The 25701-nt window shown below is 32.5% G+C and carries 22 protein-coding genes; 11 read left to right on the forward strand and 11 right to left on the reverse strand.

What is annotated here, in order from left to right:
* Positions 1-136: 136 nt before the first annotated feature.
* Genes OZP10_RS01710 through OZP10_RS01720 form a run of 3 tightly spaced genes read right to left on the reverse strand, consistent with a single transcriptional unit; the run spans position 137 to position 3618 of the window.
* Positions 137-1474 carry a 4Fe-4S dicluster domain-containing protein gene (locus OZP10_RS01710; RefSeq protein ID WP_281633227.1) on the reverse strand — a complete coding sequence of 446 codons (1338 nt, stop codon included), beginning with the start codon at positions 1472-1474 and terminating at the stop codon, positions 137-139.
* 6 nt (positions 1475-1480) lie between these two features.
* Positions 1481-2446, reverse strand: a complete 966-nt coding sequence (locus tag OZP10_RS01715; protein ID WP_281633228.1) for an MlaD family protein — start codon at positions 2444-2446, stop codon at positions 1481-1483.
* Positions 2447-2496: 50 nt separating this feature from the next.
* Complete coding sequence (locus OZP10_RS01720; RefSeq protein WP_281633229.1) at positions 2497-3618, reverse strand: N-acetylmuramoyl-L-alanine amidase family protein; 1122 nt, start codon at positions 3616-3618, stop codon at positions 2497-2499.
* A gap of 82 nt (positions 3619-3700) precedes the next feature.
* On the opposite strand from OZP10_RS01720, the gene OZP10_RS01725 reads away from it, so the two are divergent.
* Together OZP10_RS01725 and OZP10_RS01730 are read left to right on the forward strand one after the other, a co-directional pair.
* On the forward strand, positions 3701-6403 hold the full coding sequence (locus OZP10_RS01725; RefSeq protein ID WP_281633230.1) for a putative LPS assembly protein LptD: 2703 nt from the start codon (positions 3701-3703) through the stop codon (positions 6401-6403).
* 28 nt (positions 6404-6431) lie between these two features.
* Positions 6432-6812 carry a RidA family protein gene (locus OZP10_RS01730; RefSeq protein WP_281633231.1) on the forward strand — a complete coding sequence of 127 codons (381 nt, stop codon included), beginning with the start codon at positions 6432-6434 and terminating at the stop codon, positions 6810-6812.
* Here OZP10_RS01730 and OZP10_RS01735 read toward each other — a convergent pair.
* The 5 genes from OZP10_RS01735 to OZP10_RS01755 form a co-directional block, all read right to left on the reverse strand.
* A complete protein-coding gene (locus OZP10_RS01735; protein ID WP_044048067.1) occupies positions 6793-7167 on the reverse strand; it encodes a methylglyoxal synthase in 375 nt (124 codons plus the stop codon). The two genes, OZP10_RS01730 and OZP10_RS01735, sit on opposite strands and share 20 nt — an antisense overlap.
* Before the next feature lie 10 nt (positions 7168-7177).
* Positions 7178-8029 carry an N-acetylglucosamine kinase gene (locus OZP10_RS01740; RefSeq protein ID WP_095930500.1) on the reverse strand — a complete coding sequence of 284 codons (852 nt, stop codon included), beginning with the start codon at positions 8027-8029 and terminating at the stop codon, positions 7178-7180.
* 132 nt (positions 8030-8161) lie between these two features.
* Positions 8162-9166 (reverse strand): type I glyceraldehyde-3-phosphate dehydrogenase, encoded by a 1005-nt coding sequence (gene gap, locus OZP10_RS01745; protein ID WP_012026555.1) that lies wholly within the window; start codon positions 9164-9166, stop codon positions 8162-8164.
* Between the two features lie 93 nt (positions 9167-9259).
* Positions 9260-10246, reverse strand: coding sequence for a 6-phosphofructokinase (gene pfkA / locus OZP10_RS01750; protein WP_281633232.1), 987 nt, complete (start codon positions 10244-10246; stop codon positions 9260-9262).
* A 308-nt stretch (positions 10247-10554) separates the two neighbouring features.
* Positions 10555-15096: a translocation/assembly module TamB domain-containing protein gene (locus tag OZP10_RS01755; RefSeq protein WP_281633233.1), complete on the reverse strand. Its 4542-nt coding sequence runs from the start codon at positions 15094-15096 to the stop codon at positions 10555-10557.
* Positions 15097-15284: 188 nt separating this feature from the next.
* On the opposite strand from OZP10_RS01755, the gene tsaD reads away from it, so the two are divergent.
* From tsaD to OZP10_RS01795, 8 genes are all read left to right on the forward strand, one after another.
* The gene (gene tsaD, locus OZP10_RS01760; RefSeq protein ID WP_281633234.1) at positions 15285-16307 is read left to right on the forward strand and encodes a tRNA (adenosine(37)-N6)-threonylcarbamoyltransferase complex transferase subunit TsaD; all 1023 of its coding nucleotides are present in this window, start codon (positions 15285-15287) and stop codon (positions 16305-16307) included.
* Between the two features lie 3 nt (positions 16308-16310).
* Positions 16311-17015 (forward strand): 16S rRNA (uracil(1498)-N(3))-methyltransferase, encoded by a 705-nt coding sequence (locus OZP10_RS01765; protein WP_248727526.1) that lies wholly within the window; start codon positions 16311-16313, stop codon positions 17013-17015.
* Between the two features lie 159 nt (positions 17016-17174).
* Positions 17175-17813 carry a DUF4159 domain-containing protein gene (locus OZP10_RS01770; protein ID WP_281633235.1) on the forward strand — a complete coding sequence of 213 codons (639 nt, stop codon included), beginning with the start codon at positions 17175-17177 and terminating at the stop codon, positions 17811-17813.
* Between the two features lie 10 nt (positions 17814-17823).
* Positions 17824-18321 carry a TrmH family RNA methyltransferase gene (locus tag OZP10_RS01775; protein WP_281633236.1) on the forward strand — a complete coding sequence of 166 codons (498 nt, stop codon included), beginning with the start codon at positions 17824-17826 and terminating at the stop codon, positions 18319-18321.
* Between the two features lie 285 nt (positions 18322-18606).
* The gene (locus tag OZP10_RS01780; protein WP_281633237.1) at positions 18607-19566 is read left to right on the forward strand and encodes a zinc metalloprotease; all 960 of its coding nucleotides are present in this window, start codon (positions 18607-18609) and stop codon (positions 19564-19566) included.
* Between the two features lie 106 nt (positions 19567-19672).
* Positions 19673-20764 (forward strand): AI-2E family transporter, encoded by a 1092-nt coding sequence (locus OZP10_RS01785; protein ID WP_281633238.1) that lies wholly within the window; start codon positions 19673-19675, stop codon positions 20762-20764.
* Positions 20765-20766: 2 nt separating this feature from the next.
* Complete coding sequence (locus OZP10_RS01790) at positions 20767-21948, forward strand: class I SAM-dependent methyltransferase (RefSeq protein WP_281633239.1); 1182 nt, start codon at positions 20767-20769, stop codon at positions 21946-21948.
* A gap of 4 nt (positions 21949-21952) precedes the next feature.
* Entirely contained in the window at positions 21953-22519 is a 567-nt protein-coding gene (locus tag OZP10_RS01795; protein ID WP_111426295.1) for a hypothetical protein, read from the forward strand.
* On the opposite strand, the gene OZP10_RS01800 is transcribed toward OZP10_RS01795, so the two are convergent.
* Positions 22520-23167 (reverse strand): M15 family metallopeptidase, encoded by a 648-nt coding sequence (locus tag OZP10_RS01800; RefSeq protein ID WP_281633240.1) that lies wholly within the window; start codon positions 23165-23167, stop codon positions 22520-22522. It abuts the gene before it with no gap.
* Positions 23168-23376: 209 nt separating this feature from the next.
* Between OZP10_RS01800 and OZP10_RS01805 the strand changes: the two genes are divergently transcribed.
* Entirely contained in the window at positions 23377-23898 is a 522-nt protein-coding gene (locus OZP10_RS01805; RefSeq protein WP_281633241.1) for an Ivy family c-type lysozyme inhibitor, read from the forward strand.
* Positions 23899-23987: 89 nt separating this feature from the next.
* Here the strand turns inward: OZP10_RS01805 and OZP10_RS01810 are convergent, their stop codons facing one another.
* A complete protein-coding gene (locus OZP10_RS01810; RefSeq protein WP_281633242.1) occupies positions 23988-25091 on the reverse strand; it encodes a fatty acid desaturase family protein in 1104 nt (367 codons plus the stop codon).
* Between the two features lie 168 nt (positions 25092-25259).
* The gene (locus tag OZP10_RS01815) at positions 25260-25586 is read right to left on the reverse strand and encodes a helix-turn-helix domain-containing protein (RefSeq protein ID WP_281633243.1); all 327 of its coding nucleotides are present in this window, start codon (positions 25584-25586) and stop codon (positions 25260-25262) included.
* Positions 25587-25701 lie beyond the last annotated feature (115 nt).

A 25701-nucleotide genomic window follows, 5' to 3' on the forward strand; every position in this document is an offset into this window, starting at 1 on the left:
TTCTCTCACTTTTGTTTAATCGGTTAGTCGTGAAATTGTTTGATCGCTAAAAGCAAAATGACAATTCTATAAAAACCGAAATATTATTTTAAAATCGATTAAACGGTTAAACAACTAACCGATTAAACAATAAATCTTAATTCTCGTTTTTCCAATTTAAACGGTCTTGCTGGCTGTATTGCCATGGAGCACCGTTATTTTCAATATTAGTCATCATCGCGTTTAATGACATTGGAGCTGCACTTTGTTCCATAACCAAATAACGACGCATATCCATAATAATAGATAATGGACTAATATTTACAGGACATTCTTCAACACAAGCATTACAAGACGTACAAGCCCATAACTCTTCTGGCGTGATATAATCGTTTAATAATGTTTTGTTATCTGGAACAAAAACACCTTTATTGGCATCGATATTTTTACCAACTTCTGTTAAACGATCTCTTGTGTCCATCATAATTTTACGTGGAGACAATTTTTTACCGGTTTGATTTGCTGGACAAGAAGAAGTACAACGTCCGCATTCTGTACAAGTATAAGCATTTAACAACTGAACCCAGTTTAAATCCTGAACATCACTTGCACCAAATTTAGCAGGATGAGCATTCTCATCAGCTGGGGCTGCTGCAAAAGGATCAGCGTTTGGATCCATCATTAATTTTACCTCTTTTGTAACCGAAGCCAAATTATCAAATTGTCCTTCTGGATTTAAATTGGCAAAATATGTATTTGGGAATGCTAAAAGAATGTGTAAATGTTTTGAGAAGTATAAATAGTTCATAAAAACTAAAATACCCGCAATATGCAACCACCAGAAAACTTCAAATAACAATCCAACTGTTTCATTAGATGCACCATTAAAAATTGGCGCGATAAATTGACTTATCGGGTAACTTCCTGCTTTATGAAAATGAGAATATCCGCCTGGAACATTTTGCAAATGAAAATCGGAAGCATTCATCAACAAAAACAAAATCATCAAAACAGTTTCAAAATACAAGATGTAATTGGCATCACTTTTTGGAAAACCAGTTAAATCAGAATGTATAAAACGCTTTAATCGAATAAAGTTTCTTCTTAGCCAAAATACTGTAACAGCAAAAATTACAAGTATAGCTAATATTTCAAATGAAGCAATTAGAACATCATAAACTACACCTAAATAAGGCGCAAATATTCTATGCGTACCAAATAAACCATCAATGATGATTTCAAGTAATTCGACATTAATAATTACGAAACCTACATATACAATAATATGAAGGATTCCAGCAACAGGGCGTCTCACCATTTTTGATTGCCCTAGAGCAATTAATGCCATGTTTTTCCAACGAGCTTTAGGATTATCTTTTCGATCTACATCGACTCCCAAATTAATATTTCGGATGATTTTTTTTACGCTCGTTGCAAAAAAACCGAAACCTGCAATAAGAAGTACTGCGAATAAAATATTATCTAAATAACTCATTTATACTTATTTTTTATCAGTTGAGTTTGTTTCTTCTGTTGGTGCTACGTATGGTTTATTTTTCTTTCCGAAAAGAGAAACGTTTACGTAACGAGTTGGGTAAAGGCGAACATCTTGCAATAACAATTCAAGCTCTTTTGAAGTTTTTGCCAAGTTATTATACAATGCATCATCGTTCAACAACTTACCTGCTGTTCCTTTTCCAGAATTCAAATTAGCCATTAAAGCATCTACTTTAGCCAAAGTCTGGTTCAAGTTACGAACTGTTTTGCCTAAATCTGCTTTATTTAACGAATCTGAAATTTTATTGAAATTACTAGACATTTTATTGAAGTTTGAAACCGCTCCATTAATTTGTCCTTTATTAGTATCCAAAATATTATTAAGACTACCTGAAGCTTTATGAAACTGTGTCATAGTCTGACTTAGTTCTGCAATTGTTTTCTTTAGGTTTTCTTGAGTGTTTTTGTCTAAAGTATTATTTAATCCAGTAACCAAAACATCAATATTTACAAGCATCTTATCCAACTTTTGCTGAATTGGCTCAATTTTTCCTCCTAAAGACTCTGTTAATCCTAATTCAACTGTTGAAGTCAATTTCTGCCCGTCTTCAGCTAATTCTTTATCGGCAAAATTTGGAATGATTTTAATTTGTTTCCCACCAATTAAACTTGGAGAATAAATAGAAGCTGTACTGCTTTTAGTAATCGGAAAATCCGTTTTAAGCTGAAGCTCCACTAATAGTTTTCCTGTAACTTCATCAATTGTAATTTTATTTACTTTACCAATCGCAAGTCCGTTAAGTGTTACTGGTGCAGATGGTGATAAATCTTCAACATTATCATATTCAGCATATAATATTGTATAATTAGTAAAAAGGTCTCTTCCCTTTAAAAAACTATATCCCCAAATAAATAGTAGAATGGATCCGATGACTAATATAGCCGTTTTAATTTCTCTTGTTAGTTTCAAAATTCTAAGTGTTTGTACAAAATTAATATAAATATTCGAACTTGTGATTATTATTTAATCGCGTCCTGAATACTGATTTTCTCACCATCTTTAGTTGCTACTAAAAATGCTGCGCCATATCCTTTACTTTTAGCTTCTTGCAGATATTTCTGTGCTGTTTCGTAACTTGTAGTTTCTTCGTAGAAATATTTATAAATATTGTTTTCGTATATCATTGTTACATTTTTAAGTCCTTTAAAGTTTTTAGGTTCTAAAGGTGTTTTTTTGATACTTGCAATAAGCTGTACTTTAAAAAATGTTCCTTTTGGAGCATTCTTCGCAACAGCAACTGGAGTTGTTGCTTTAGATTTTGAAGGAGTAGTATCTCTTATGGGCCGACTATCCTCTGATTCAGTTCCTGAACCAAAGTATTCTCTTTTATAACTTAAAATAGCTTCTGCAATTGCTTTTGCAATATCATCCTGACCTTCTTCTGAATTCAAGATATTTCCTTCTGTTGGATTCGAAACAAATCCTGTTTCAACCAAAACTCTAGGCATGTATGCTTTATGAAGTACCATAAAAGGCGCTTGTTTTACACCGCCATGACGAAGTTTTTTTCCTAATTTCTCAAAGTTTTCTTCGATTTTAGTTGCTAAAGTAATACTGTTATCTAAATATTCTTCTTGCATCAAAGTCATACCAATCATTGATTCTGGTGAATTTGGATCGTAACCTTCATATTTACGTTTGTAGTCTTTCTCTAATGTAATTACTGAGTTCTCTTTTTTGGCCGCTTCAAGGTTTGATGCTACCTTACTTAGACCCATTACATAAGTTTCGGTTCCGTCGGCTGCAGTATTTTTATTGGCGTTACAGTGAATCGAGACAAAAATATTCGAATTTGCTCTGTTTGCAATATTTGCTCTTTCGACCAAATCAACAAAAACATCTGTTTTACGAGTGTAAATTACATTAACATTTGGATTAAGCTCTAAAATCTTTCCTACTTTCAAAACAATAGCTAAAGCAATATTCTTTTCAATCCGTCCGCTGTAAACAGCTCCAAAGTCATGATCTCCATGTCCAGCATCAAGTGTCACTTTAAACACATTTGACTGACTATGAGCATAAAAAGACGATATCATTAGAAATAAAGCAAATATTACTTTAAATTTGTTAATTCCATTCATAAATCTAAAAGTTAATTTTAATAAAACGCAGCTGTTATAATTTTTAGAATTGATTATTTTTGCCAAAAAATTATATGTAAGTTTGACGTGTCAAAAAACAAGCCATAATTTTACAAAAATAGCATTTAAACCTTTGCATACAAACTTATTTAATATCGTTTTAATATCATTTTTCCTAACTATAGGTTGTGGTAATTTATATTCGCAAGAAATAAAAAACAAAAAAAAGCCTTTACCTGCTGTAAAACAAACAGATAAAGAAACTGTTGCGATTACAGACACCATAAAACTTGACACGGTTAAACCGAAAAAGACTTTTTTGGACGGAAAAGTTAGATATAAAGCAAAAGATTATGCTAAAATTGACCAGAAAAAAAAGCTGATTACTTTATATAATGAGGCTGAATTATACTACAAAGATGTCGAGTTAAAATCGGGTATCATTGTACTTAATTACGAAAAAGACGAAGTGTATGCAGGAAGAATTAAAGATTCTGCTGGTGTTTTAACTCAATATCCAAACTTCAAACAAGGACCAAGCGAGGTACAGCCAGACTCTATCCGATTTAATTTTAAAACTAAAAAAGCCTTAATCTACAATTCCAGAACAGAACAAGGTGAATTTAAAATTAAAGCCGCGGTTACTAAAAAAGAAAACGATTCTGTTTACTTTTTAAAGGGAGCACGTTTTACCACATCAACAGATGTAGATCATCCTGAATACTATTTCCAGACTAGTAAAGTTAAATTTATACCAGGAAAAAAAGTAATTACTGGTTTAACAAACATGGTAATTGCAGATGTTCCTACTCCTCTAGCGCTGCCTTTTGCCTATTTCCCAATGAGTCAGGAAAAGAGCGTTTCGGGTATTATTATCCCGAGTTATAACGATTCTAATACTCGAGGTTTTTCATTGCAGAATGGAGGATATTACTTTGCATTAAGCGATAATTACGATTTGACCGTATTAGGAGATTATTATACCAACGGAAGTTACGCCATGCGATTTGAATCGGCATATGCAACACGATATAAGTATAGAGGAAATGTAAATATTCGTTTTGAGAACTTAATCAATAGCGAACGTGGTTATCCTGATTATTCAAAACAAAGCATTTACAATATTCAGTGGTCGCATTCTAAAGACACAAAATCAAACCCCAATTCTACTTTCTCTGCGTCTGTCAACATGGGTAGTAGTAAGTACTTCAAACAGTCTATTAACCAAGCCAATATTGGATCAAACTTAAACAACACTTTAAGTTCATCTATTTCATATAATAAAACATTTAATACTATTCCTGGTTCTCGTATTTCGTTATCTGCAACCCATAGCCAGAATACGCAGACAGAAGACATTATTATGACACTTCCGTCTTTACAAGGAAGTATTGACCGTGTATATCCTTTTGTTGGAAAAGATGGCGTAAAAAAGGGATTAATCAAAAACATCAACTTACAATATAATGTAAGCGGTAAAAACTATTTCAAAACGAAAGATTCGCTGTTTTTTAAGCCTCAAATGTTTGACGATGCACAGCTAGGATTACAGCAAACTATTCCATTGAGCACTAACTTTAAGATTTTCAAATATTTTAGTGCTGGAGCTTCTACCACTTATCAAGAAACATGGGTAAATAAAACCATTCAAAAAGTTTATGACCCAACTGCTGGACAAACCATTAATAAAACCGTAAATGGTTTTGATGCTTTTAGAACTTATAATTTCAGCACCAACTTAGGTACTACTATTTACGGAACTTTCAATTTTGGAGACGACAAGAGAATTCAATCTATTAGACACGTCATGCGTCCGAGTATAACGTATGCTTATACCCCAAGTTTTGAAAAATACTACGACACTTATGCCGTTGATGCTTCTGGAAGAATTACTTCTGAATATACAAGATTTGAAAACGGATTATATGGAGCTCCAGGAAAAGACAACTCTAACATTGTTGGTTTTGCTTTAAGCAACACCTTTGAAGCCAAAGTAAGAGATCGTGACAGCACAAAAACAGAACCTAAAAAAATAATGCTGTTAAACAACTTAAACTTCAGTACAAGCTATAATTTCAATGCTGACGGAAAATCAACATTTGGGTGGCAGCCTGTATTAGTTAGTGGTGGAACGCAGTTTTTTGACAACAAAATGAATATGAATTTTGGTGCAACATTAGATCCATATGCGATTGACAACGGAGGTAACAAAATTGACAAATTCAACATTGACAATGGCGGAAGTTTATTTAGAATGACAAGTGCAAACGTAACTTTAAACTATTCATTCTCAAATAAAGGAACTGGAAAAGAAAAAGAAAAAAATACGCAAAGCCAACGGAATGGTGGACGAAGCGATGATTTATTTGGTACAAATACAGACTTAAATGACAGCCGTAATAGTCAGTTTGCCAATGAGCCTGAAAAAGATGATGTCATTACAGAATTCTTTAATTCTAAAGTCCCTTGGGATATGACACTTGCGTATTCGTTAACATACTCAAACGTAAAGAGGGAAAGCACTATTTCTGGAAACTCAATCATGGTTTCTATTAATACCGATCTTACGCCTAAATGGAAAGCGGGAGTTTCAACAGGTTACGATTTTGTTCAAAAAGGAGTTACCTTTACACAATTCCGTTTTGAAAGAGATCTGTTAAGCTGGAGAATGGCTTTTAACTGGCAGCCTTTAGGAACAAATTCTAACTGGAACTTCTTTATTGGAATTAAATCTGGTATGCTTAGCGATATCAAATGGAACAAGCGTAGCGTTTCAAACAGATAAACCACTTTCGAATCAAAATAATTTCATTATGAAAAAAATCATTTTCACCGAAAAAGCTCCGGCGCCAATCGGACCTTATAATCAAGCTGTATTATCTGGAAACACACTTTATGCTTCTGGACAGATTGCAATCAATCCTGAGTCAGGAGAATTGATTACAGACAACATTAATGATGAAACCAATCAAGTTATGAAAAACATTGCTGCTATACTTGAAGCTGCAAACATGACTTTTGAGAACGTTGTAAAGTCAACTATTTTCATCATGGACATGAATAACTTTGGAGCAATAAACACCGTTTACGGTTCTTATTTTAACGAAAAAACCGCTCCAGCTCGTGAAACGGTTCAAGTGGCTTGTTTGCCAAAAAATGTTAATGTAGAGATTTCTATAATTGCTGTGCAATAGCATCTAATAATAATTGTGCCGTTGCTTCATTGGTTGCCAGCGGTACATTATGCACATCGCAAACACGAATTAGCATATTAATATCAGCTTCATGCGGATGACTTGATAATGGATCTTTAAAAAAGAACACCATTTGCGTAATTCCTTCCGCTACTCTTCCTGCAATTTGCGCATCACCTCCAAGAGGACCAGATAGCATTCTTTGGGTTTTAAATCCAGCAGCTTCCGCTTTTCCCCCCGTAGTTCCGGTACCAATTAATCTTATTTTTTCATTGTGTAAAACAGCTTCATTTTTAATTAAGAAATCAATTAAATCCGCTTTTTTTCCATCATGAGCAATAATGGCAATTTCCATAAAACCAGAACTATTGATTAGCGACATGGTAAGCAATTAGTCCATCAATAGGTCTTCTTAAAACATTACCTAATTGAAGTTCATATTTATTAAATGTCTCTTGTAATTCATCTTTCAAATAGAATGCAATAGAACCAACAAAATGTACTGGAACTTCTTTGCAGTTATCAAATTGTTTGATGTAGTTCTTAACGAAAGACTTCATTCCTTTGAAGATAATTTTTCTGCAGAACTCTGTATCTTTATGCTTAATCAAGAATTTAGCATAAGTAGCTAAATAAGCATTCGGATTTGGTTCTTTGTATAATTTGTTTTTAATAAAATCTGGATCAACGTCGTACTCTTTTTCAAGTTCAACAGCCAATTCTTTAGGCATTTTATTAAAATAGTATTTTCTAATTAATTCTTTTCCAAAAACATTACCGCTGCAATCATCCATTACGATATAACCTAATGATTGAACTTTTTGATGCAATACTTTTCCATCAAAATAACTGCAGTTAGAACCTGTTCCTAAGATAGAAACAATCGCTTCTTCTCCTTTTGGAGTTGTTGCATAAACAGCAGCGTAAGTATCTTCCTGAACGTCTACAATTGCGTTAGAAAAATATTCTTGAAAAATTCTTTTCAGCCACTCTTTCATTCTGTCTGTACCACAACCGGCACCATAAAAGAATAAATGTGTAGCATTTTTTTTATTTTGTAAGATATCAAAACGGTCATTTAATCTTTCGATAATTTCTGGCTCGTCTAGAATTTCAGGATTTAATCCTAAAGTTTGTGTTGTGAATAATACTTTTCCATTATCATCTATCGCAATCCAATCGGCTTTAGTAGATCCACTGTCAACTATTAATTTCATTTGTTTCGTTTTTGGAATTAGGTTTTTCTATTTTTTAATTTAAAAGTGTGATATTTACATTAATCATAGAAGTAACAAAATAAGAAAATCCCGTTATTGTAAAGTAACGGGATTTTGCAAAAATATATATTATTATTTTAAACCTGCAATATGTACAGATAAATCGATTAATTTACTTGAGTATCCGTACTCATTGTCATACCAAGATACTAATTTGAAGAAAGTAGAGTTTAATCCGATTCCTGCACCAGCATCAACGATAGAAGTTCTTTTGTCTGAGATAAAATCTTGAGATACAACAGCATCTTCAGTGTATCCTAAAATACCTTTCATTTCGTTTTCTGAAGCTTTTTTCAATACAGCTAAGATTTCTTCGTAAGTAGTTTCTTTAGCTACTTTTACAGTTAAATCTACAACAGAAACGTCAGCAGTAGGTACACGGAAAGACATTCCAGTTAATTTTCCATTTAAAGATGGGATAACTTTTCCAACCGCTTTAGCAGCACCTGTTGAAGAAGGAATGATGTTGATTGCAGCAGCACGTCCACCTCTCCAGTCTTTTCTAGAAGGTCCGTCAGCTGTCATTTGAGTTGAAGTAGTTGCGTGAACAGTAGTCATTAAACCTTCAACGATTTCGAAATTATCGTGGATAACTTTAGCTAAAGGAGCTAAACAGTTTGTAGTACAAGAAGCGTTAGAAACAACTAAATCAGAAGCTTTTGCAGTTTCGTGGTTCACTCCCATTACAAACATTGGAGCATCAGCAGAAGGAGCAGAAATGATAACTTTCTTAGCACCACCTTTTAAGTGCTCACTTGCAGTTTCGATAGTTGTGAAGATACCAGTACATTCAGCTACTACATCTACATCAACTTCGTTCCATTTTAAGTCAGCTGGATTTCTTTCTGCAGTGATACGGATATTTCTTCCGTTTACATATAATTTTCCTTCTTTAACTTCTACAGTTCCGTTGAAACGACCGTGAACTGAATCATATTTTAATAAATAAGCTAAGTGATCTACGTCTAACAAGTCGTTGATTGCAACAACTTCTACATTATCTCTATTGAAAGACTCTCTAAAAACGATTCTTCCGATACGTCCAAATCCGTTTATTCCTAATTTTACTTTTGACATTTTACTAAATTTTTTGCTTTTGTTTTTATTACACTATTTCAAAGTCTAATTTCCTCACAATAAACTTCTCTTCTTTTTAAACTTTTATATTGATTATGTAGACATGATGTCTGACACTCTTAATAATTCTCTATCAATTTCTGATTTTCCTTTGATAGCCTGCTCCAACGGCGTTAAGATCACTTTATCTTCACGAAGTCCAACCATATAATTTGATTTTCCTTCAATTAAAGATTCAACTGCTTTAACTCCTAGACGGCTTGCCAAAACACGGTCAAAACAAGACGGAGAACCACCACGCTGCATGTGTCCTAAAACAGAAACTCTTACATCGTACTCAGGCAAGTTAGCTTCAACGTAATCTTTTAATTCGAATACGTTTTTACCAATTTTATCTCCCTCTGCAATTACAACTATACTAGATGATTTTCCTGATGCTTTACTTTTTTGAAGTGAATCTAAAAGACGATCTAAACCTAAATCTTCTTCAGGAATAAGGATTTCTTCTGCTCCTGCACCAATACCTGCATTAAGAGCAATGTGACCAGCATCTCTACCCATAACCTCTACAAAGAAAAGACGATTATGAGAACTTGCTGTATCTCTAATTTTATCGATACAGTCTACAACAGTATTTAAAGCGGTATCATACCCTAAAGTAAAACTTGTACCAAAAATATCATTATCAATTGTACCTGGAATTCCCATTACAGGAAAACCAAATTCTGCATTAAAAATTAATCCTCCTGTGAAACTTCCATCACCACCAATAACAACCAAAGCATCCACACCAGCCTTAACAAGATTCTCGTGTGCTTTTTTTCTACCTTCAGGGGTTCTAAACTCAACTGAACGAGCCGATTTTAAGATCGTTCCACCTTTGTTTACAATATTATTTACGCTTCGTGGTCCCATTTCTTTGAAGTCTCCTTCAATCATTCCTTGATACCCTCTATAAATTCCGATGCATTCTATATTATGGTATGCGCAAGTTCGAACAACTGATCGTATTGCAGCATTCATTCCAGGTGAATCTCCTCCTGAGGTAAGAACACCTACTTTTTTTATTGTTTTTGGCATTATTTAAGTATTAAAGTGTAAAATTAGCAAACATTCAGCACTTTTCGGGTTACGATTATCATAAATTAATAAAATCTGTTAAATTCAAACGTTTTCGTTAATAAGTTTTTTCTAGGAAAAAATTTCATTAAAAATAATAAAACGCTATTTTTTTAATTAAATCGTCAAAATTAACAATACCCTAATGAAGTGTTATAAAAATAGAATTTCCCGCTCAAATGGAAAATTTTAAAAGAGTCCCTAAATTTAGCACAAAAAAAACCATTATGAGAATAATGGTTTTATAAAAGGCTATTTTTAACAAAGTGTTAATAATCGTTGTCTGGAATTAGTCCTTGATTATTGCTTGGTGTATGTTCCTGTTCTTTTTTCTTCTTTTCTTCTTCTTTTTTCTTTTTCTCCTCCTCTTCTTTGGCTTTCTTCTTGCTTTTATCTGAATCTTTCTTACTAGAGAAATTCATATAATCAGGAAGATAGGAATCCTGGAGTTCATCAGAAGCAGAGCCTTTAACCGCTTTTTCGATTTTATGGTTTTTAAACAGCTTGTTCACAAGCTCGCTAAAGGTATCAAAATCTACTTCGTAAGAAATACCGACACCTTGCGTATAACCAATTCCCTGTCCTATATAATTAATATCATTTTCTTTATTAAACAAACGAAGGTTCATTGTACCATCTTCATTTACACGATATAGAATTTCGATATCTCCAACAATCGCAGATTCGTTAACACCTCCAACAGGAACTCCTAATTTTCCGTTGATCGTGATTCTTTCATTAATCTGAGAAGATATATTAGCCACAAACTGTCCATCTACTTCCTGTCCTGTTCTTCTGTCAGCAGCGATATAATTTAAATCGATATTTACTTTATCATTATCCGACTTAATAATGCCTCCCAATAAACTAGAAGCTGTTTCTGTCAATGTTCCAGAAAAATCTCCTTGGCTAAATCCGTCGGTACTCATAAACGAACCAGTCGATAATAAATAAAGTGCTTGTGTCTGACGAATATCTTTATCGTCTAACTTATATTGTATTTCCGATTTTAAAACATTACTTACCGATGGGAATTGGATATCAAAATTAGGTTCTGGACTCGCCAAATCTCCTCTTAATCCAATTACAACTTCTACTGGAACTTTTTTATTGAATGAAGACGTATTATCTAAAAGAACAGCCGGATTGGCCTGAGTTTTATAAACTGCTTCTAAATTCAGCTGAGCACGCATCGGGTTTCCTTCCCAAATGATCGAACCTCCTTTTTTAACCGTAAACTTTTTATCGATAAGACCACCGTATTTAAAATTATAAGTTCCTTCGTATGCCTGGAAATCCCCCCACATATTAAATTTACCTAACGTATTAATTTTAAATAAAAGCGATCCGTATCCTCTTCCTTTCATACCATGTCCCGAATTTCGATCTAAAATAACTTCTACTTCGGCATCTGGCGTAATATCAAAATCAAATTCTAGTTCAAGTCCGTTATAATCTCTTGTTTTTTCGACAATTCCGTTCTCTAGATTATATTTTTCTTTTGGCGTTACAAAATGAATCCAGCTACTTTCACCAACACTTTGTGTATTATTAATTGGAATCTTGACTTCGGTACCCTTTTCAGATTTTGCATCTACCTTAATAAACAACCCCTCTACAGGACCTTTTATACTGGCCGTTCCGTTTATGAATGCTGTTCCGAAATAAGCTGCATCATCACTATCTTTTGTATCCAGTGCCACTAAACGCTTAGAAGTAATTTTTAAATCTAATTTCCAATCGCCAAAATTATTATGTTCGATACTTCCATTCAACAGACCTTTTGTGCCATATTTAGTATCTGTTAACTGATTATTTCTAAAGAGGAATTTTTCATTAGTCAAATCAATAACGGTTCGATCACTTAATTCATAATCGGTATTTAGATACGGAATCGTCATTCCTGCTTTTTCAACATACAAACGGCCGTTGATTTCCGGTTTTTTCAAATTACCGACAACAGCGGCATTTCCAGAAACAGAACCGCGAACATTAGACAAAACATCGCCTCCGACAGTTCCTAAAGTAGCCAGATTGAAACCTTCTAGTTTTAGGCTCATATCCAAGATGGTTTCTTTATTCTCTACAGCAAAAGTTCCGTTTGCTCTAAATGATTCTGTAAAACCATTTTGAATCGATGAATTAACGGTGAATTTCTTAAAAGATTCATCACCAGAAATATCAAAATTAAGCGTACCTAGTTCCGTCTTGTTCATCACAAGATGATCAATCTTTATGGATGCTGTGGGCTGATAAACATTTTTATTCTGCTTATAATTGACATTTCCATTCAAATTACCATTAAATACAAACTTAGAATTGACGGGGGTTATTTTATTAATATCAACATCTTCAAAAGTCAGTTCGAGATCTTTATAATCTGCTCCTTTTATAACTCCGTTTAAATCAATTTTCTGATTTTCATGAGATAAAACGATATTATCAAACGTGAAATTTTTAAAGAACTGATCAAAAATAATCTGATTATCTTTTTCAGCATCTTCGTTTAAGTACCAGATATAGTCCTTAAACTTCATTTCCGATTTCTTGATTCCGACAATATTATTTTTACTCTTATCTATCGTATGATATAAATCTAGGTTAAAATAATCTTCTCCTTTATCACCGCCTTTAAACTCAGAACGAACAAAAAGCGTGTCATTTGCTGTAACGTTAATCAAGTTAAAATCGCGTATTTTATAATAAGGAGTTTTTATACTGTCTAACTCGACATAAGCATTATAAAGCGGATTCTTATTATCAATATTGATACGAATATTATCAAACGTATTTTTGTCTGCTGTAATTTTTTTCGATCTAAAACGGAATTTAAATTCTTGCAAGTCAGAATCTATTTTCCCTCGTACAACTGTAGACGAATCAATATTTATTTCTGGATAAAGCATTTCGACCACTTTGTCGTAAACGCGGAAATTAAAGGTTAAAAATTGCCCTTTTTTCAACTTATAGGGCTTATAATTGGTATATAAGCTTCCCACAGAATTCATAACCAATTTATCCAATTGGTCAAATCTAAATTTACCCACAATTTTCCCGTCAACAACATCATTCGAGCTAATAGTTATTGTTCTCAAACGATCTGCATCGAAACTGGAATTCAAATTTACCTGATCAAAAACATAAGTCGCTTTTGGATTCTGGTATTCTGCATCATTAATAAAAATGTCTCCTTGCAGATTTTCAATAGAATTCCCAGACAGCTGAACCACAACATCACCTTTAAAATGTGAAATCGAATCGCCAACGAATTTAAGTTTTCGCAAATCTGAATTTTCAACATTAATATGAAAATCATAACGGTTTTCTCTTTTACTCAAATCAAGCAATCCATCAAAACTCAAATTTAAGTTCGGATCATTTATCGCAATTTGTCCTTTATAATATGGAAGTTTAAAATTTCCGTTGACTACAATATTATTATATGTGTATTTATTGTAATCCAGCTTTGCAATATCTCCTTTAATAACCGTATTCAAATATTTTTCAGTAAAACCAACTCCGTCAACATCAAGATTCAACGTTGTTTTACCAATATCTTTTCGATTTAAAACCGCACCAACATCAAAATTATTTAAAATAATATTTCCCGAATACGATGCTCGGTCAATAAAATCCATATTATTCATATGAAGATCAACTTGTCCGTTTCCTAAATCAGTAGCAATTTTGAAATCAGTTTCTAATGCTGTAGTTGAAACTTTTGCTTTTCCGACAATATTAAACTTACCAATTCGCTTCATTTCTGCAGGAAGTCTTTTCCCTAAAACCCCAGGAAGCAAAACAACCAAATCATCATAACTGGAAAGTAGTTTGCTAAACTTTCCATCCATAGAAAACTTCTGCGTTTTACTGCCCAAAAGATTTCTGAAATTGATTGTTCCATTAATTTTTGATCCATTTGTATCGCTTAGCCTCAATCCTGTAAGCGTCATATTGTTCAATGGACCGTCTAATTTGGTTTTCAGTTTAAAATGCAGATTTTTACCTAAACCATCATAAAAATGGCGAATATCGTTGGTTGCGACAGAAGAAGAATCTATCAAAACATCAAATCGAACTTTATCTGTAAAATCAAGAAAATCTGATGGCTTATAATTTAAAATTGCAACACCATAAATTGAAGATCTTTTGGTTTTAATAGCCAGATTTTCAACTTTAATCTGCTTTTTGGTATAACTAAATTTCCCTGCAAAATTAGAAACATACAAACCACGGTGATCCATAAATGAAAATCTGTGAATATTTGTATTCACATCTGGTCCGTATAATTTAAACTCACTGATATAAGCATTCAGTTTTGTAAAATCTAGAAATTTAGGAGTCGTTTTATTTTCATCAACAACAGAAAATCTTCCTTTTTCTATGTAAGCGTTTTTAGCCGTTAAAAGAAAATGTTTTGTTGATTTTTTCTTTGGCGTATTTTCTACCTCAAAAGCTTGAATAAACTTATTAATGTTGTTTTCATCTTCACCTTTGTACGTTTTCAGATTAAAAATTAAACCTGTAAGGCGTAAATCTCCAAATATTAAATCTCCATCCAACAATCTGCTGAAACTGGCAATATCGGTCGTAATGATATCCGAATAAATCATCGTTTTTTTATGATGATCTAAAATGGTCACTTTCTTCAATTTTACTCCACCAAAAATATTAATTGCCGTTTTTTCAACATTAATATTAACCTTGTAATCTTCGTTTAATGAGTTGGTAACGTAATTGGCAATCTGTGTCTGAACGACAGGAAGAGATAATATGATAGCAAGCGCTAACAAAAGTAAAATCAACCCCATTAGGATTCGTGATATTATTTTCTTTACTTTTTTGATAGCTTCTTTAATTTTAGTTTTTCTTTAATTTATTTTGAACAGACAAAGAGCTGCTGTTTTTGATAAAAATTCTTTAATTTTGGGGCACAGCTTAAATCAAAGAAATATAATCATTTGATTTGTCAAATATAATTCAAAATTTGTGCCTTTATATGCAAAATCAAGAGGTTTTTATTCTAGCCATCGAAAGTTCATGCGATGATACTGCTGCCGCGGTTCTACATAACGACAAAGTATTGTCAAATGTTGTAGCCAATCAATTAATTCATAATCAATACGGAGGTGTTGTTCCTGAATTGGCTTCCCGAGCACATCAGCAGAATATTGTCCCTGTGATCGATGCTGCACTTCGTAAAGCAAATGTACAAAAAGAACAGTTAAGCGCAATCGCATTTACACAAGGTCCAGGTCTAATGGGATCTTTATTGGTGGGAACTTCTTTCAGTAAATCATTATCATTAGCCTTAAATATTCCGTTAATTGCTGTAAATCACATGCATGCTCATATATTGGCTCATTTTATTGACGAAGAAGGCTATGATAAGCCAGAATTTCCTTTTTTAGCTTTAACGATAAGTGGCGGACATACCCAAATTGTAAAAGTGAATAGTTTTTTTGATATGGAAATTATTGGAGAAACTACAGATGATGCTGTTGGCGAAGCTTTTGATAAAAGTGCTAAAATTCTTGGACTTCCTTATCCTGGCGGACCTTTGATTGATAAATATGCGAAAGAAGGAAATCCGAAAGCGTTTCCTTTTACAAAACCGAAAGTTCCGGGATTAGATTTTAGTTTCTCTGGACTAAAAACGGCTATTTTATATTTCATTCAAAAAAACAAACAGCAGAATCCGAATTTTATTGAAGAAAATCTAAATGATATTTGTGCTTCTATCCAGCATACCATTATCGAAATTTTGATGGATAAAATTAAATTGGCTGTAAAAGAAACTGGAATTACACAAATTGCAATTGGCGGTGGAGTTTCGGCAAATTCGGGAATTAGAAATACGCTAAAAGAAACTGAAAGCAAATACGGCTGGAAAACTTTTATTCCAAAATTTGAATATACAACAGACAATGCTGCAATGATTGGAATTGTAGGTTACCAAAAATACTTATCTAATCGTTTTGAAACTTCTGCGGTGGTTTCTAAAGCAAGAATCCAATTTTAAATCATGCAGTTATTTTTTAATCCGAATATAGACGAGACAACCGAAAGTTTTTCTTTTGACAAAGAAGAAAGCCGTCACATTATAAAAGTCCTTAGAAAAAAAGATGCAGATATTCTGCATGTTACAAATGGTTCTGGATTATTGTTTGAAACTCAGATTACTTTGGCTTCAGATAATAAATGTATTGTTGAAGTTCTCAACATTACGAACGCTGAAAAACCAAAATTTCATTTGCATTTGGCCGTTGCGCCAACTAAAATGAATGATCGTTTTGAATGGTTTTTGGAAAAAGCAACCGAAATCGGAATTCAGGAAATCACGCCAATTTTCTGCGATCGTTCTGAACGAAAAGTGATTAATCGTGATCGTTTTGAAAAAATCATTCTTTCGGCAATGAAACAATGCAACGAAACTTTTCTTCCAAAATTAAATGAAGCTATTTCGTTTAAAGAGTTCATTAAGCAAAAGCAAAATGGCTTACAATTAATTGCACATTGCGAAGAAACAGACAAAAAATCACTAAAAGAAGTTCTAAAACCAAATGAAGATGTTACCATTTTAATTGGACCGGAAGGCGATTTTTCCGAAAAAGAAATTGCGTTAGCATTAGAAAATAATTACAAACCTGTAACTTTAGGAAATACCCGTTTAAGAACAGAAACAGCTGCTGTTGTAGCTTGTCATAGTGTTGTTTTTTTTAATGAATAAATAAATTAATCGTACAAAGTTTGTCATCCTGAGGAACGAAGGATCTCACTCGATTAGACAAAGATTGGCAACAAACGGCGAGGAATTTCTAGTGTGATCCTTCATTGCTCAGGATGACAAAAAAAAGGCTTTTACACATATCAGAGCACTAAAAATATTATGAAAAAAATATTCTATCTATTTTTACTAATTTCACTCTCTTCTTTTTCTCAAGAAATTGCTTTGCTAAAATACAGCGGTGGTGGCGATTGGTATGCAAATCCAACTTCTTTGCCTAATCTAATTAGTTTTTGCAATGCCAATATAAATACTCGTATTAAAAACAAACCTTCGACTGTAGAACCAAGTAATCCAGATTTGTTTTCGTATCCTTTTGTGCACATGACAGGTCACGGAAATGTTGTTTTTAGCGATTCTGACGTAGCCAACTTAAGAAACTATCTTACAGCCGGCGGTTTTCTGCATATTGATGACAATTATGGAATGGATCAATATATTCGAAAAGAAATCAAAAAAATATTTCCAAATAATAATTTAGTAGAGCTTCCAGCAAATCATCCAATTTTTCAAAAACCGTTTCCTTTCCCAAACGGATTGCCAAAAATTCATGAACATGACGGAACGCGTCCGCAGGCATTTGGCATTTTTACAGACAATAAATTGGTTCTACTTTATACTTATGAATGTGATTTGGGCGATGGCTGGGAAGATCCCGAAGTTCATAACGATCCGGCAAACGTAAGAGACAAAGCCCTAAAAATGGGCGCAAACATTATCAATTATATTTTTACCAATTAAATTTTAGAAAGTGCAGCTTACTCACGAAGAAAATCAATTTGAAAGAAAAACATTTCCCATTACTTTGATATGTGATCATATTTATTTTCAGCAGAATATTGGTTCTTTATTCAGAATTTCTGAAGCTTTTGGAGTTGAAAATATTATTTTTTTCGGAAAAGATATTCCGCTTACACCTCGCAAAATCAACAAAACTTCTAGAAGCACACATCTTCATGTTTCGCATTCTGTAATAGAAGACTACAATGAGCTTCACTCCTTTTTAACCGCTAATGACTTTGAAATTATTGCTTTAGAAATAACTTCAAACAGTAAACCTTTGAAAGAAGTTACGATTCCTGAAAACAAAAAAATTGCGCTTTTGATTGGAAGTGAAATTAACGGAATATCTGAAGAACTTCTTAAACTTTCTAATCAAATCGTGCATATCAATATGTTTGGCAAAAACAGCAGTATGAATGTGGTGCAGGCTGCGAGTATTGCGCTTTACGAGATTACTTCTTTATAAAAAATCATTCTTCAAGCATTTTGTTTCATTTTTTGCATCAATTTAACCGTTTTAAATTATCGATAAAGTACAGATAATCAAGACGAAATACATTTAAAAAACACAAAAGAAAGAAAAAACTTATTAATATTTTTATTTCTTTTTTTGTAGGAATCAGTATCTGTAAGGGTTTGCAAAATTTCTGACAAAATATTCTTTGTAATATTTTTCCACGATATTTTTTTGTTATAAAATTGCTGCAATGTTTAACTAATCAACATTTTTATAACAAAAACCCAAATTATTATGAAAAAAGTTATTATTACCACATTTGCAGCATTAATGCTGTTTGCATGTCAAAATGAACAATCTGATTCTGCCAACGCAGATGCAAGCGTTCCTGCAAGAAGAGGCTGTGCAACACAAGAAGTTTTAGAAGCTCAATTGAAAGCCGATCCTATGTTGGCAATTAGAATGAACGAAATCGAAACTTTTACCGCACAACACGCAAGTTCAAATTTTACTGGCCGTTTGGTTAATGGAAAAATTGAAATTCCAGTTGTAGTAAACGTTTTATACAAAACTGCTGCACAAAACATTTCAGATGCACAAATTCAATCACAAATCGATGTTTTAAACAAAGATTTTAATGCTTTAAACTCTGACTACAATAATGTACCAGCATTATTCTCAGGAGTTAAAGCTAACATCGGGATTACTTTTGTTTTAGATCAGGTTATCAGAAAATCGACAACTAAAACCTCTTGGGGAACAAATGACGCTATGAAGAAAACAGCTCAGGGCGGAATTGCTCCTACTTCTCCAACTACAAAATTAAACTTATGGTCATGTGTTATTGGGGGCGGAATTTTAGGTTATGCACAATTCCCTGGTGGCGCTTCTGCTACTGACGGAGTAGTAATTGATCCTAAATACTTCGGATTATCTGGTTCTGCAAATGCTCCATATAACTTAGGAAGAACAGCTACACACGAAGTTGGTCACTGGATGAACTTACGTCACATTTGGGGAGATGCAACTTGCGGAAGCGATCTTGTTTCTGATACTCCTACACATAACACAGCAAACTACGGAGTTCCTTCTTACCCTCATTACAGCACTTGTACAGGTACTCCTGTAGAAATGACAATGAACTACATGGATTATGTTGATGATGCTGCAATGTACATGTTCTCAACAGGACAGAAAAATAGAATTTCGGCTATTTTTACAACTGGAGGAGCAAGAGCTGCTTTTGCACAATAAGCTGAAACTAAAAATATCAATAAAGCGAGATGATTCATCTCGCTTTTTTTGTTTATCCATAAATTTTAGAATGCTTTTTCCTATATTTATAGTCTAAATTTTAAGCATGATCACATCAAAAACTATTTCTAACGGAATATTAAGAGCCTTAGCTACAATTTTAATAATTGGCATCGTCTTATATTTTTTATATGAAATTCAAACTGTAATTGTCTATTTGTGCATTTCGCTAATATTGTGTTTGATTGCCAATCCGATGGTGCTGTTTTTAAAGAACAAATTAAAATTCAGCAATTCGATAGCCGCTACAACGACAATTATCTTTTTCATTTTTCTAATTGTGGGCTTTATTTTATTGTTTGTTCCTTTAATTATTTCTCAAGCAAATAATCTGGCACTTCTTGATACAGCGCATCTGCAGGCTCAATTTATAGAAACAGAAAACAGTCTTGAAAAATACTTTAATATTCCGCATATAGATTTGAATAAAGTTATAAAAGATTCTAAACTTATTTCTTTCTTAGATTTCAGCTATTTTACAGGATTCATCAACACTATAATCAACTTTATGGCCGATATGGGAATGGGATTGGTATCTGTATTTTTTATTACTTTCTTTTTCATAAAAGATCAGGATATCTTTAAAGATCAGGCTAGAAGAATATTGCCAGATTCAAATGAAGATAAAATTTTAAATTCAGTCACAAAAATAAACCATTTATTGACTCGCTATTTTATCGGATTATTACTGCAGCTAATTGTTGTATTCATTCTCTATCTAGTTGTATTGCTAATCTTCGGAAATAAAAATGCTTTTGTAATTGCTTTTTTATGTGCCATTCTAAATATAATTCCCTATTTGGGGCCTATTATTGGAACAACTTTAGCAGCCATTCTGACTATGATAAGCATGATTGGAAAGGATTTTCAATCAGAAATTCTTCCAACAACAATTTATGTCGTTATTGGATTTTTATTGGTTCAGGCAATTGACAACAATATTAGCCAGCCAATAATTTCGTCAAAAAGTGTAAATTCGCACCCGTTAGAAATATTCTTGGTTATATTAATCAGCGGTATTACGTTTGGAATTGTCGGAATGATAATCGCAATTCCTGCATTTACAATGATTAAAGTAATTTTAAAAGAATTTTTTCCTGACAATAAAATTGTCTCCGTATTAACCGAAAGAATTTAGCTTTGAACAATCCTATTTTGCATCCAGAAATTCAAGAATATATAATTCAAAATACTGGTGCAGATATAACAAAATTGGCGCTCCAAAAAAATCCATTCCCCGATGTAGACTGGATTTTAATATTGAATCAAATTGAAGCACGAACAAAAGCAAAGGAAAAACTTCCGACTTGGTTTACAGCCGAAAACATCATTTATCCGAGTAAAATTTCTGTAGAACAAACCTCTTCAGAAAAAACAGCAGCTTACAAAGCTTCTTTAATTTCAGGTGAAACTTTAATTGATTTAACTGGCGGTTTTGGCGTTGACGATTATTATTTTTCGAAGAAATTTAAAGCGATTACGCATTGCGAAATAAATGAAGAATTATCTGGAATTGTAACCCACAATTTTAATCAGCTAAAAGTTGAAAATTGTACATTTTATACTGGAGATTCCATCCATTTATTAGAAGAATCAAACCAAAAATACGATTGGATTTACATTGACCCTTCTCGAAGAAATGACAGCAAAGGTAAAGTTTTCATGCTGAAAGACTGTCTGCCAAATGTTCCTGAATTACTTGATTTTTATTTCGAAAAAGCAAATTCAATTTTAATTAAGACTGCTCCATTATTAGATATTTCAGCAGGATTGTCAGAATTGAAAAACGTAAAGAACATTCACATCATTGCATTAGAAAACGAAGTTAAAGAACTGCTTTTTGAAATTCATAAAGGATATGCAGGCGAAATAACTTTAAAAACGGCCAATATCTTAAAAGATAAAACTGAAACTTTTGAGTTTGTTTTAGACAGCGAAATTCCATCACTTTCTTACGGCTTTCCATTACAATATCTTTACGAGCCAAATGCGGCAATCATGAAATCTGGCGGTTTTGATCAAGTAAGCAATGCTTTTCAGATTAATAAATTGCACAAACATTCGCATTTATATACTTCAGAAAGTTTAATTGATTTTCCTGGAAGAAAATTTGAGGTTCAAAAAGTCCTTTCATACAATAAAAATGAAATGAAAAACGAACTAGCCGGTAAGCAGGCCAATATCACTACACGTAATTTTCCAGAGACTGTAGAAAGCATTAGAAAAAAATGGAAAATAAAAAATGGAGGAAATTTGTATTGTTTTTTTACGACAGATGTAAAAGATAACAAAATAGTTTTAATTTGCACCAAAATAATCTAACACAATGAAACAATTAATTACGCTAACTCTATTTTTATTAACCTTTACCGCATTTGCCCAAAAACCTTGTGAATACAGTGTAAATGTAAACGACTCTATTGGATCTTATAAAATAACAAATGAATATTTGATGAGTGAGAAATATTTCGGCGGAAGCTTTAATTATATCTTCTTCTCTTTGGCTCAAACAGATGGTTTACCAACATTGAACCTACAATCTATCCAAAAAAGCAAAGATTTTATAAAGGCAAACTGTTTTGATAAAAACTCAAAAATATTTTTGCAATTAGAAAACGGAAAAATTGTAACCCTAATGCATATCAATCAAGAGAATTGTGGAACACTTGTTCGTGACGAAAAAGGGTTTGATAACCGTATCAATACTGGTATTTTTATGTTTATGAAAGACAATTATGAGGAACTGAAAAAATCTCCAATTTCTATAATGCGAATAAAATACCTTACCAACACAGAAGATTATATTGTAAAACGAGAACTTACTTCTGAATTAACTGGAAAGGTAACGAATCCGAATACTTATTTTATGGATAATATCAGGTGCGTTGAGTAATTAATCGCATTTCCATTTCTGGTTGGAAACTTTATCTTTTAAACCTGTTTTTAAATTATAATGCCACCATTCAGAATCAAAGGAGTTAAAGCCATTTTTAATCATAGTCTTTTTTAAATAAGCCCTATTAGAAAGAATTTCTTTTGAAAGCTGTTTAAAATTATGACTCGCCATAATTCCAAAAAAATCAAAAGAAGTTCCCATATCCACTTCTTTTCCGGTTATATCGACCAATGAAATATCTACGGCTCCTCCTCTATTGTGGATGGAGCCTTTTTTTGGATCGGCAACGTAGATCGGATTCGACACAATCTCCCACATTTTCTTCTGAATATCCAAAGGCCTGTAACAATCGTAAATTTTAATTCTATAGCCTTTTTTCAAAAAATCTTTATTGGCTTCAACCAGCGCTTTTACAGTTTTTAAACGAAGCATACATTCCGCACAGTCATAAACTTTTGTTTTTAAGAAATTATCTTCGGTTGCATATTTCATATCATAAACAAAATCGTTGCTGTAATCTCGCAGATTCACAAAGGTAGTATCCGAAATTTTCACTTCAGCTGATGCAGTATAAGTTTCATTTTGAGCATGCAAACAGCTTATTCCAAAAAGAAAAAAAAATAAAATTTTGAGAGTATATTTCATTGTCTGAAGATTTTAAAAACTTGAAATTAAACAAAAAAATCTTAAAAACCGATTCTAAGATTTTCCTTTACAACTAAAAGCCCATTTTTTTGAATTCCTAATTCGTCATAAATTACTTTCAAACCAAAGTTTATTTTTAATATCTTTATGATAATTAAACCATTACGTCTTTGTAAATTAAATTATTAATTCTAAAAATCAATTATGTTATGAATTACAGAGCTAAATACATTTCAGCAGCAATCGTAAGCAGTTTAATTTTGTTTTCCTGCAAAAAAGAAATTATAAAAGAAGTTCCTAAAACAGATTCTACTTCTATAAAAACAGAAGCTTTAAAAGAAGACAGCATAGTGTTGAACCCGAATGATTCTTTATATAGTTTAGTAGATAAAAGTGTTATTGGAACGCAGTTTCTGACCAAAAGCAGTATAGCTCCGAGATTAAAAAAATTATTAGGAGCAGATTATGACCAAATGGTAAAAAATTGGAACACAGAAACTCCTTTTGAAAAACAAGATAATATACTTCATGCATGGGGATGCAAACAGCATGACTGCAGCAATTATTCTTATGATTTGTACATCGATGTTAAAAACAATAAAATCAATGTCTACAAATTTTCCGAATCTAAACTAACCGTTTTTAAAGAAGATAATTTTGATATTGAAATTAATGGTAACTTTTTAAAAGATCTTGAAATTAAGAAGCAAAATATCATAAATAAAAAATAATAATGTGCCCGTTTAGGCGCTTAAAAAAAAACAGAAGTCTGGTTCTTATTGAACCAGACTTCTGTTTTTTATAAAATTACTTTTAATAATTATATCTCTCCTGTAATCAAAATATTTTCTTTTACTCCTTTGTCTCTCAGCATTCTAAAATGAGAACGAACAGCATGATAAAACGGATACGAAGTGTATGGCAGATTATATTCTTCTGCATAACGTCTTATAATTGGCGTAATATAAGGATAGTACGTATGGCCAACAGCAGGAAAAAGATGATGTGCCACATGATGCGTAAATCCGCCATAAAGAAAATTAGCCAATTTACTTTCAGTGCTAAAATCCTTAGTAACAATCATTTGATGCATTACCCAAGTGTCAGAAAGATTTCCATCTTCATCCGTATGTGGAAAATGGGCATCTTCATCAACATGTGTAGAAACTAAAGCTACAACTCCAATCGCACTGCCGCATAGATGCATAGAAAGCCAAGCAAACAAAACCATGTACCAAGGCTGGCTTAACAACATCATAGGAATAAAAAGCAAATAAATAAGATTAATAATCTTTGCCGCAAAAAGTCTATACACTTCCTGTCTCGGTATTTTATCCACCACTCTTTTTACGTAATTATCCTTTGTTCCAAAAAAATCTTTAAAGTCTCTAATATAAAGCCAATTAAGACTATAAAGAGGATAAATAAACCACATGTAAATATGCTGGTACTTGTGGTAATTAAATAGCGGACTGTTTGGAAATATTCTAATAATATCGCTCTGCTTGATATCAATGTCCCAATCTGGCACGTTTGGATAAGCATGATGCAGACTTATATGGCGTCGCATCCAAAGCCAGTGATTACTGCCAAATAATTCTAAAACATATAAAAACCATTCATTATGCTTAGGCTTTTTAAACAAAGCTCCATGTGCAGCATCATGAAAAGCATTTATAAATAAAACGATCATTGTAATACCAGACAAAATGTAAAAAAGAAATAGTAAGGGCGTCTGGTTTCCGAAAATTAAAATACAGGCGTAGAACAAAAAAAATACTGCCAGAAGTCCTAAAGACTTCACGACATTTAATACATACAAAGACGAGTTTTTTAAGACCGTTTCATTCACTTCTAAACGCATCTTTTTAAAAAAATCATCTGCTCCTGGTTTAACATAAACCGGTCGTTTTAATTTTTCCATATTGGTTACTGCTAGAAATTGTTAACCAAATTTAGTAAAAAAAAACTTAAACTGTAAGCGTAGATTTAAATAAAAATAGAGTATTTTAAACAAAAAAACCACTCTGTTAGAGTGGTTTAAATTAATTTGACATTTAAAATTGTTAGATATTTTTTGGAAAACTTTTTATTATTCCTCAAACTTTTTATCTGCCAATCGCAATCTAATATTATGAATACGACCTTCAATCTCTTGCAAATCATTCAGAATATTTTGTTTTTCATAAATCGCGCCGACTTCATTAACCATATCTTGCTCATCGGGAGCAAAAAGATCATTCAAATCCACATCAGGAAAATTTTTACTCAAGCTAATAATAAATTCAGAACCCATACTAGCTGTCCCATGTAAATATCTTCCAATCATTGCAGGGCTAAATCCTAGAATTGCCCCGACTTCCTTCTGCTTTAATCCTTTATCCTTAAAGAATTTACTTAGTTTCTCGTGATACATCATTTTTAAATTTCAAAGAAAATATAGGTAAAATATATTTTTTAACATTAAAAAGAATAAATAATATAATATTATTCTTACATTTACACGTAATAAAATACATACAAATAATTATTAG

Origin of the sequence: Flavobacterium luteolum, from assembly GCF_027111275.1 — a bacterium.
GTDB classification, from domain to species: Bacteria; Bacteroidota; Bacteroidia; order Flavobacteriales; family Flavobacteriaceae; genus Flavobacterium; species Flavobacterium luteolum.

Coding starts and splice junctions, on each gene's coding strand:
- OZP10_RS01795 (WP_111426295.1), top strand. CDS start 21,953: ATGAAACAATTAATTACGCTAACTCTATTTTTATTAACCTTTACCGCA.
- OZP10_RS01765 (WP_248727526.1), top strand. CDS start 16,311: ATGCAGTTATTTTTTAATCCGAATATAGACGAGACAACCGAAAGTTTT.
- OZP10_RS01815 (WP_281633243.1), bottom strand. CDS start 25,586: ATGATGTATCACGAGAAACTAAGTAAATTCTTTAAGGATAAAGGATTA.
- OZP10_RS01780 (WP_281633237.1), top strand. CDS start 18,607: ATGAAAAAAGTTATTATTACCACATTTGCAGCATTAATGCTGTTTGCA.
- OZP10_RS01800 (WP_281633240.1), bottom strand. CDS start 23,167: ATGAAATATACTCTCAAAATTTTATTTTTTTTTCTTTTTGGAATAAGC.
- tsaD (WP_281633234.1), top strand. CDS start 15,285: ATGCAAAATCAAGAGGTTTTTATTCTAGCCATCGAAAGTTCATGCGAT.
- gap (WP_012026555.1), bottom strand. CDS start 9,166: ATGTCAAAAGTAAAATTAGGAATAAACGGATTTGGACGTATCGGAAGA.
- OZP10_RS01785 (WP_281633238.1), top strand. CDS start 19,673: ATGATCACATCAAAAACTATTTCTAACGGAATATTAAGAGCCTTAGCT.
- OZP10_RS01730 (WP_281633231.1), top strand. CDS start 6,432: ATGAAAAAAATCATTTTCACCGAAAAAGCTCCGGCGCCAATCGGACCT.
- OZP10_RS01740 (WP_095930500.1), bottom strand. CDS start 8,029: ATGAAATTAATAGTTGACAGTGGATCTACTAAAGCCGATTGGATTGCG.
- OZP10_RS01720 (WP_281633229.1), bottom strand. CDS start 3,618: ATGAATGGAATTAACAAATTTAAAGTAATATTTGCTTTATTTCTAATG.
- OZP10_RS01735 (WP_044048067.1), bottom strand. CDS start 7,167: ATGGAAATTGCCATTATTGCTCATGATGGAAAAAAAGCGGATTTAATT.
- OZP10_RS01810 (WP_281633242.1), bottom strand. CDS start 25,091: ATGGAAAAATTAAAACGACCGGTTTATGTTAAACCAGGAGCAGATGAT.
- OZP10_RS01755 (WP_281633233.1), bottom strand. CDS start 15,096: ATGGGGTTGATTTTACTTTTGTTAGCGCTTGCTATCATATTATCTCTT.
- pfkA (WP_281633232.1), bottom strand. CDS start 10,246: ATGCCAAAAACAATAAAAAAAGTAGGTGTTCTTACCTCAGGAGGAGAT.
- OZP10_RS01710 (WP_281633227.1), bottom strand. CDS start 1,474: ATGAGTTATTTAGATAATATTTTATTCGCAGTACTTCTTATTGCAGGT.
- OZP10_RS01805 (WP_281633241.1), top strand. CDS start 23,377: ATGAATTACAGAGCTAAATACATTTCAGCAGCAATCGTAAGCAGTTTA.
- OZP10_RS01770 (WP_281633235.1), top strand. CDS start 17,175: ATGAAAAAAATATTCTATCTATTTTTACTAATTTCACTCTCTTCTTTT.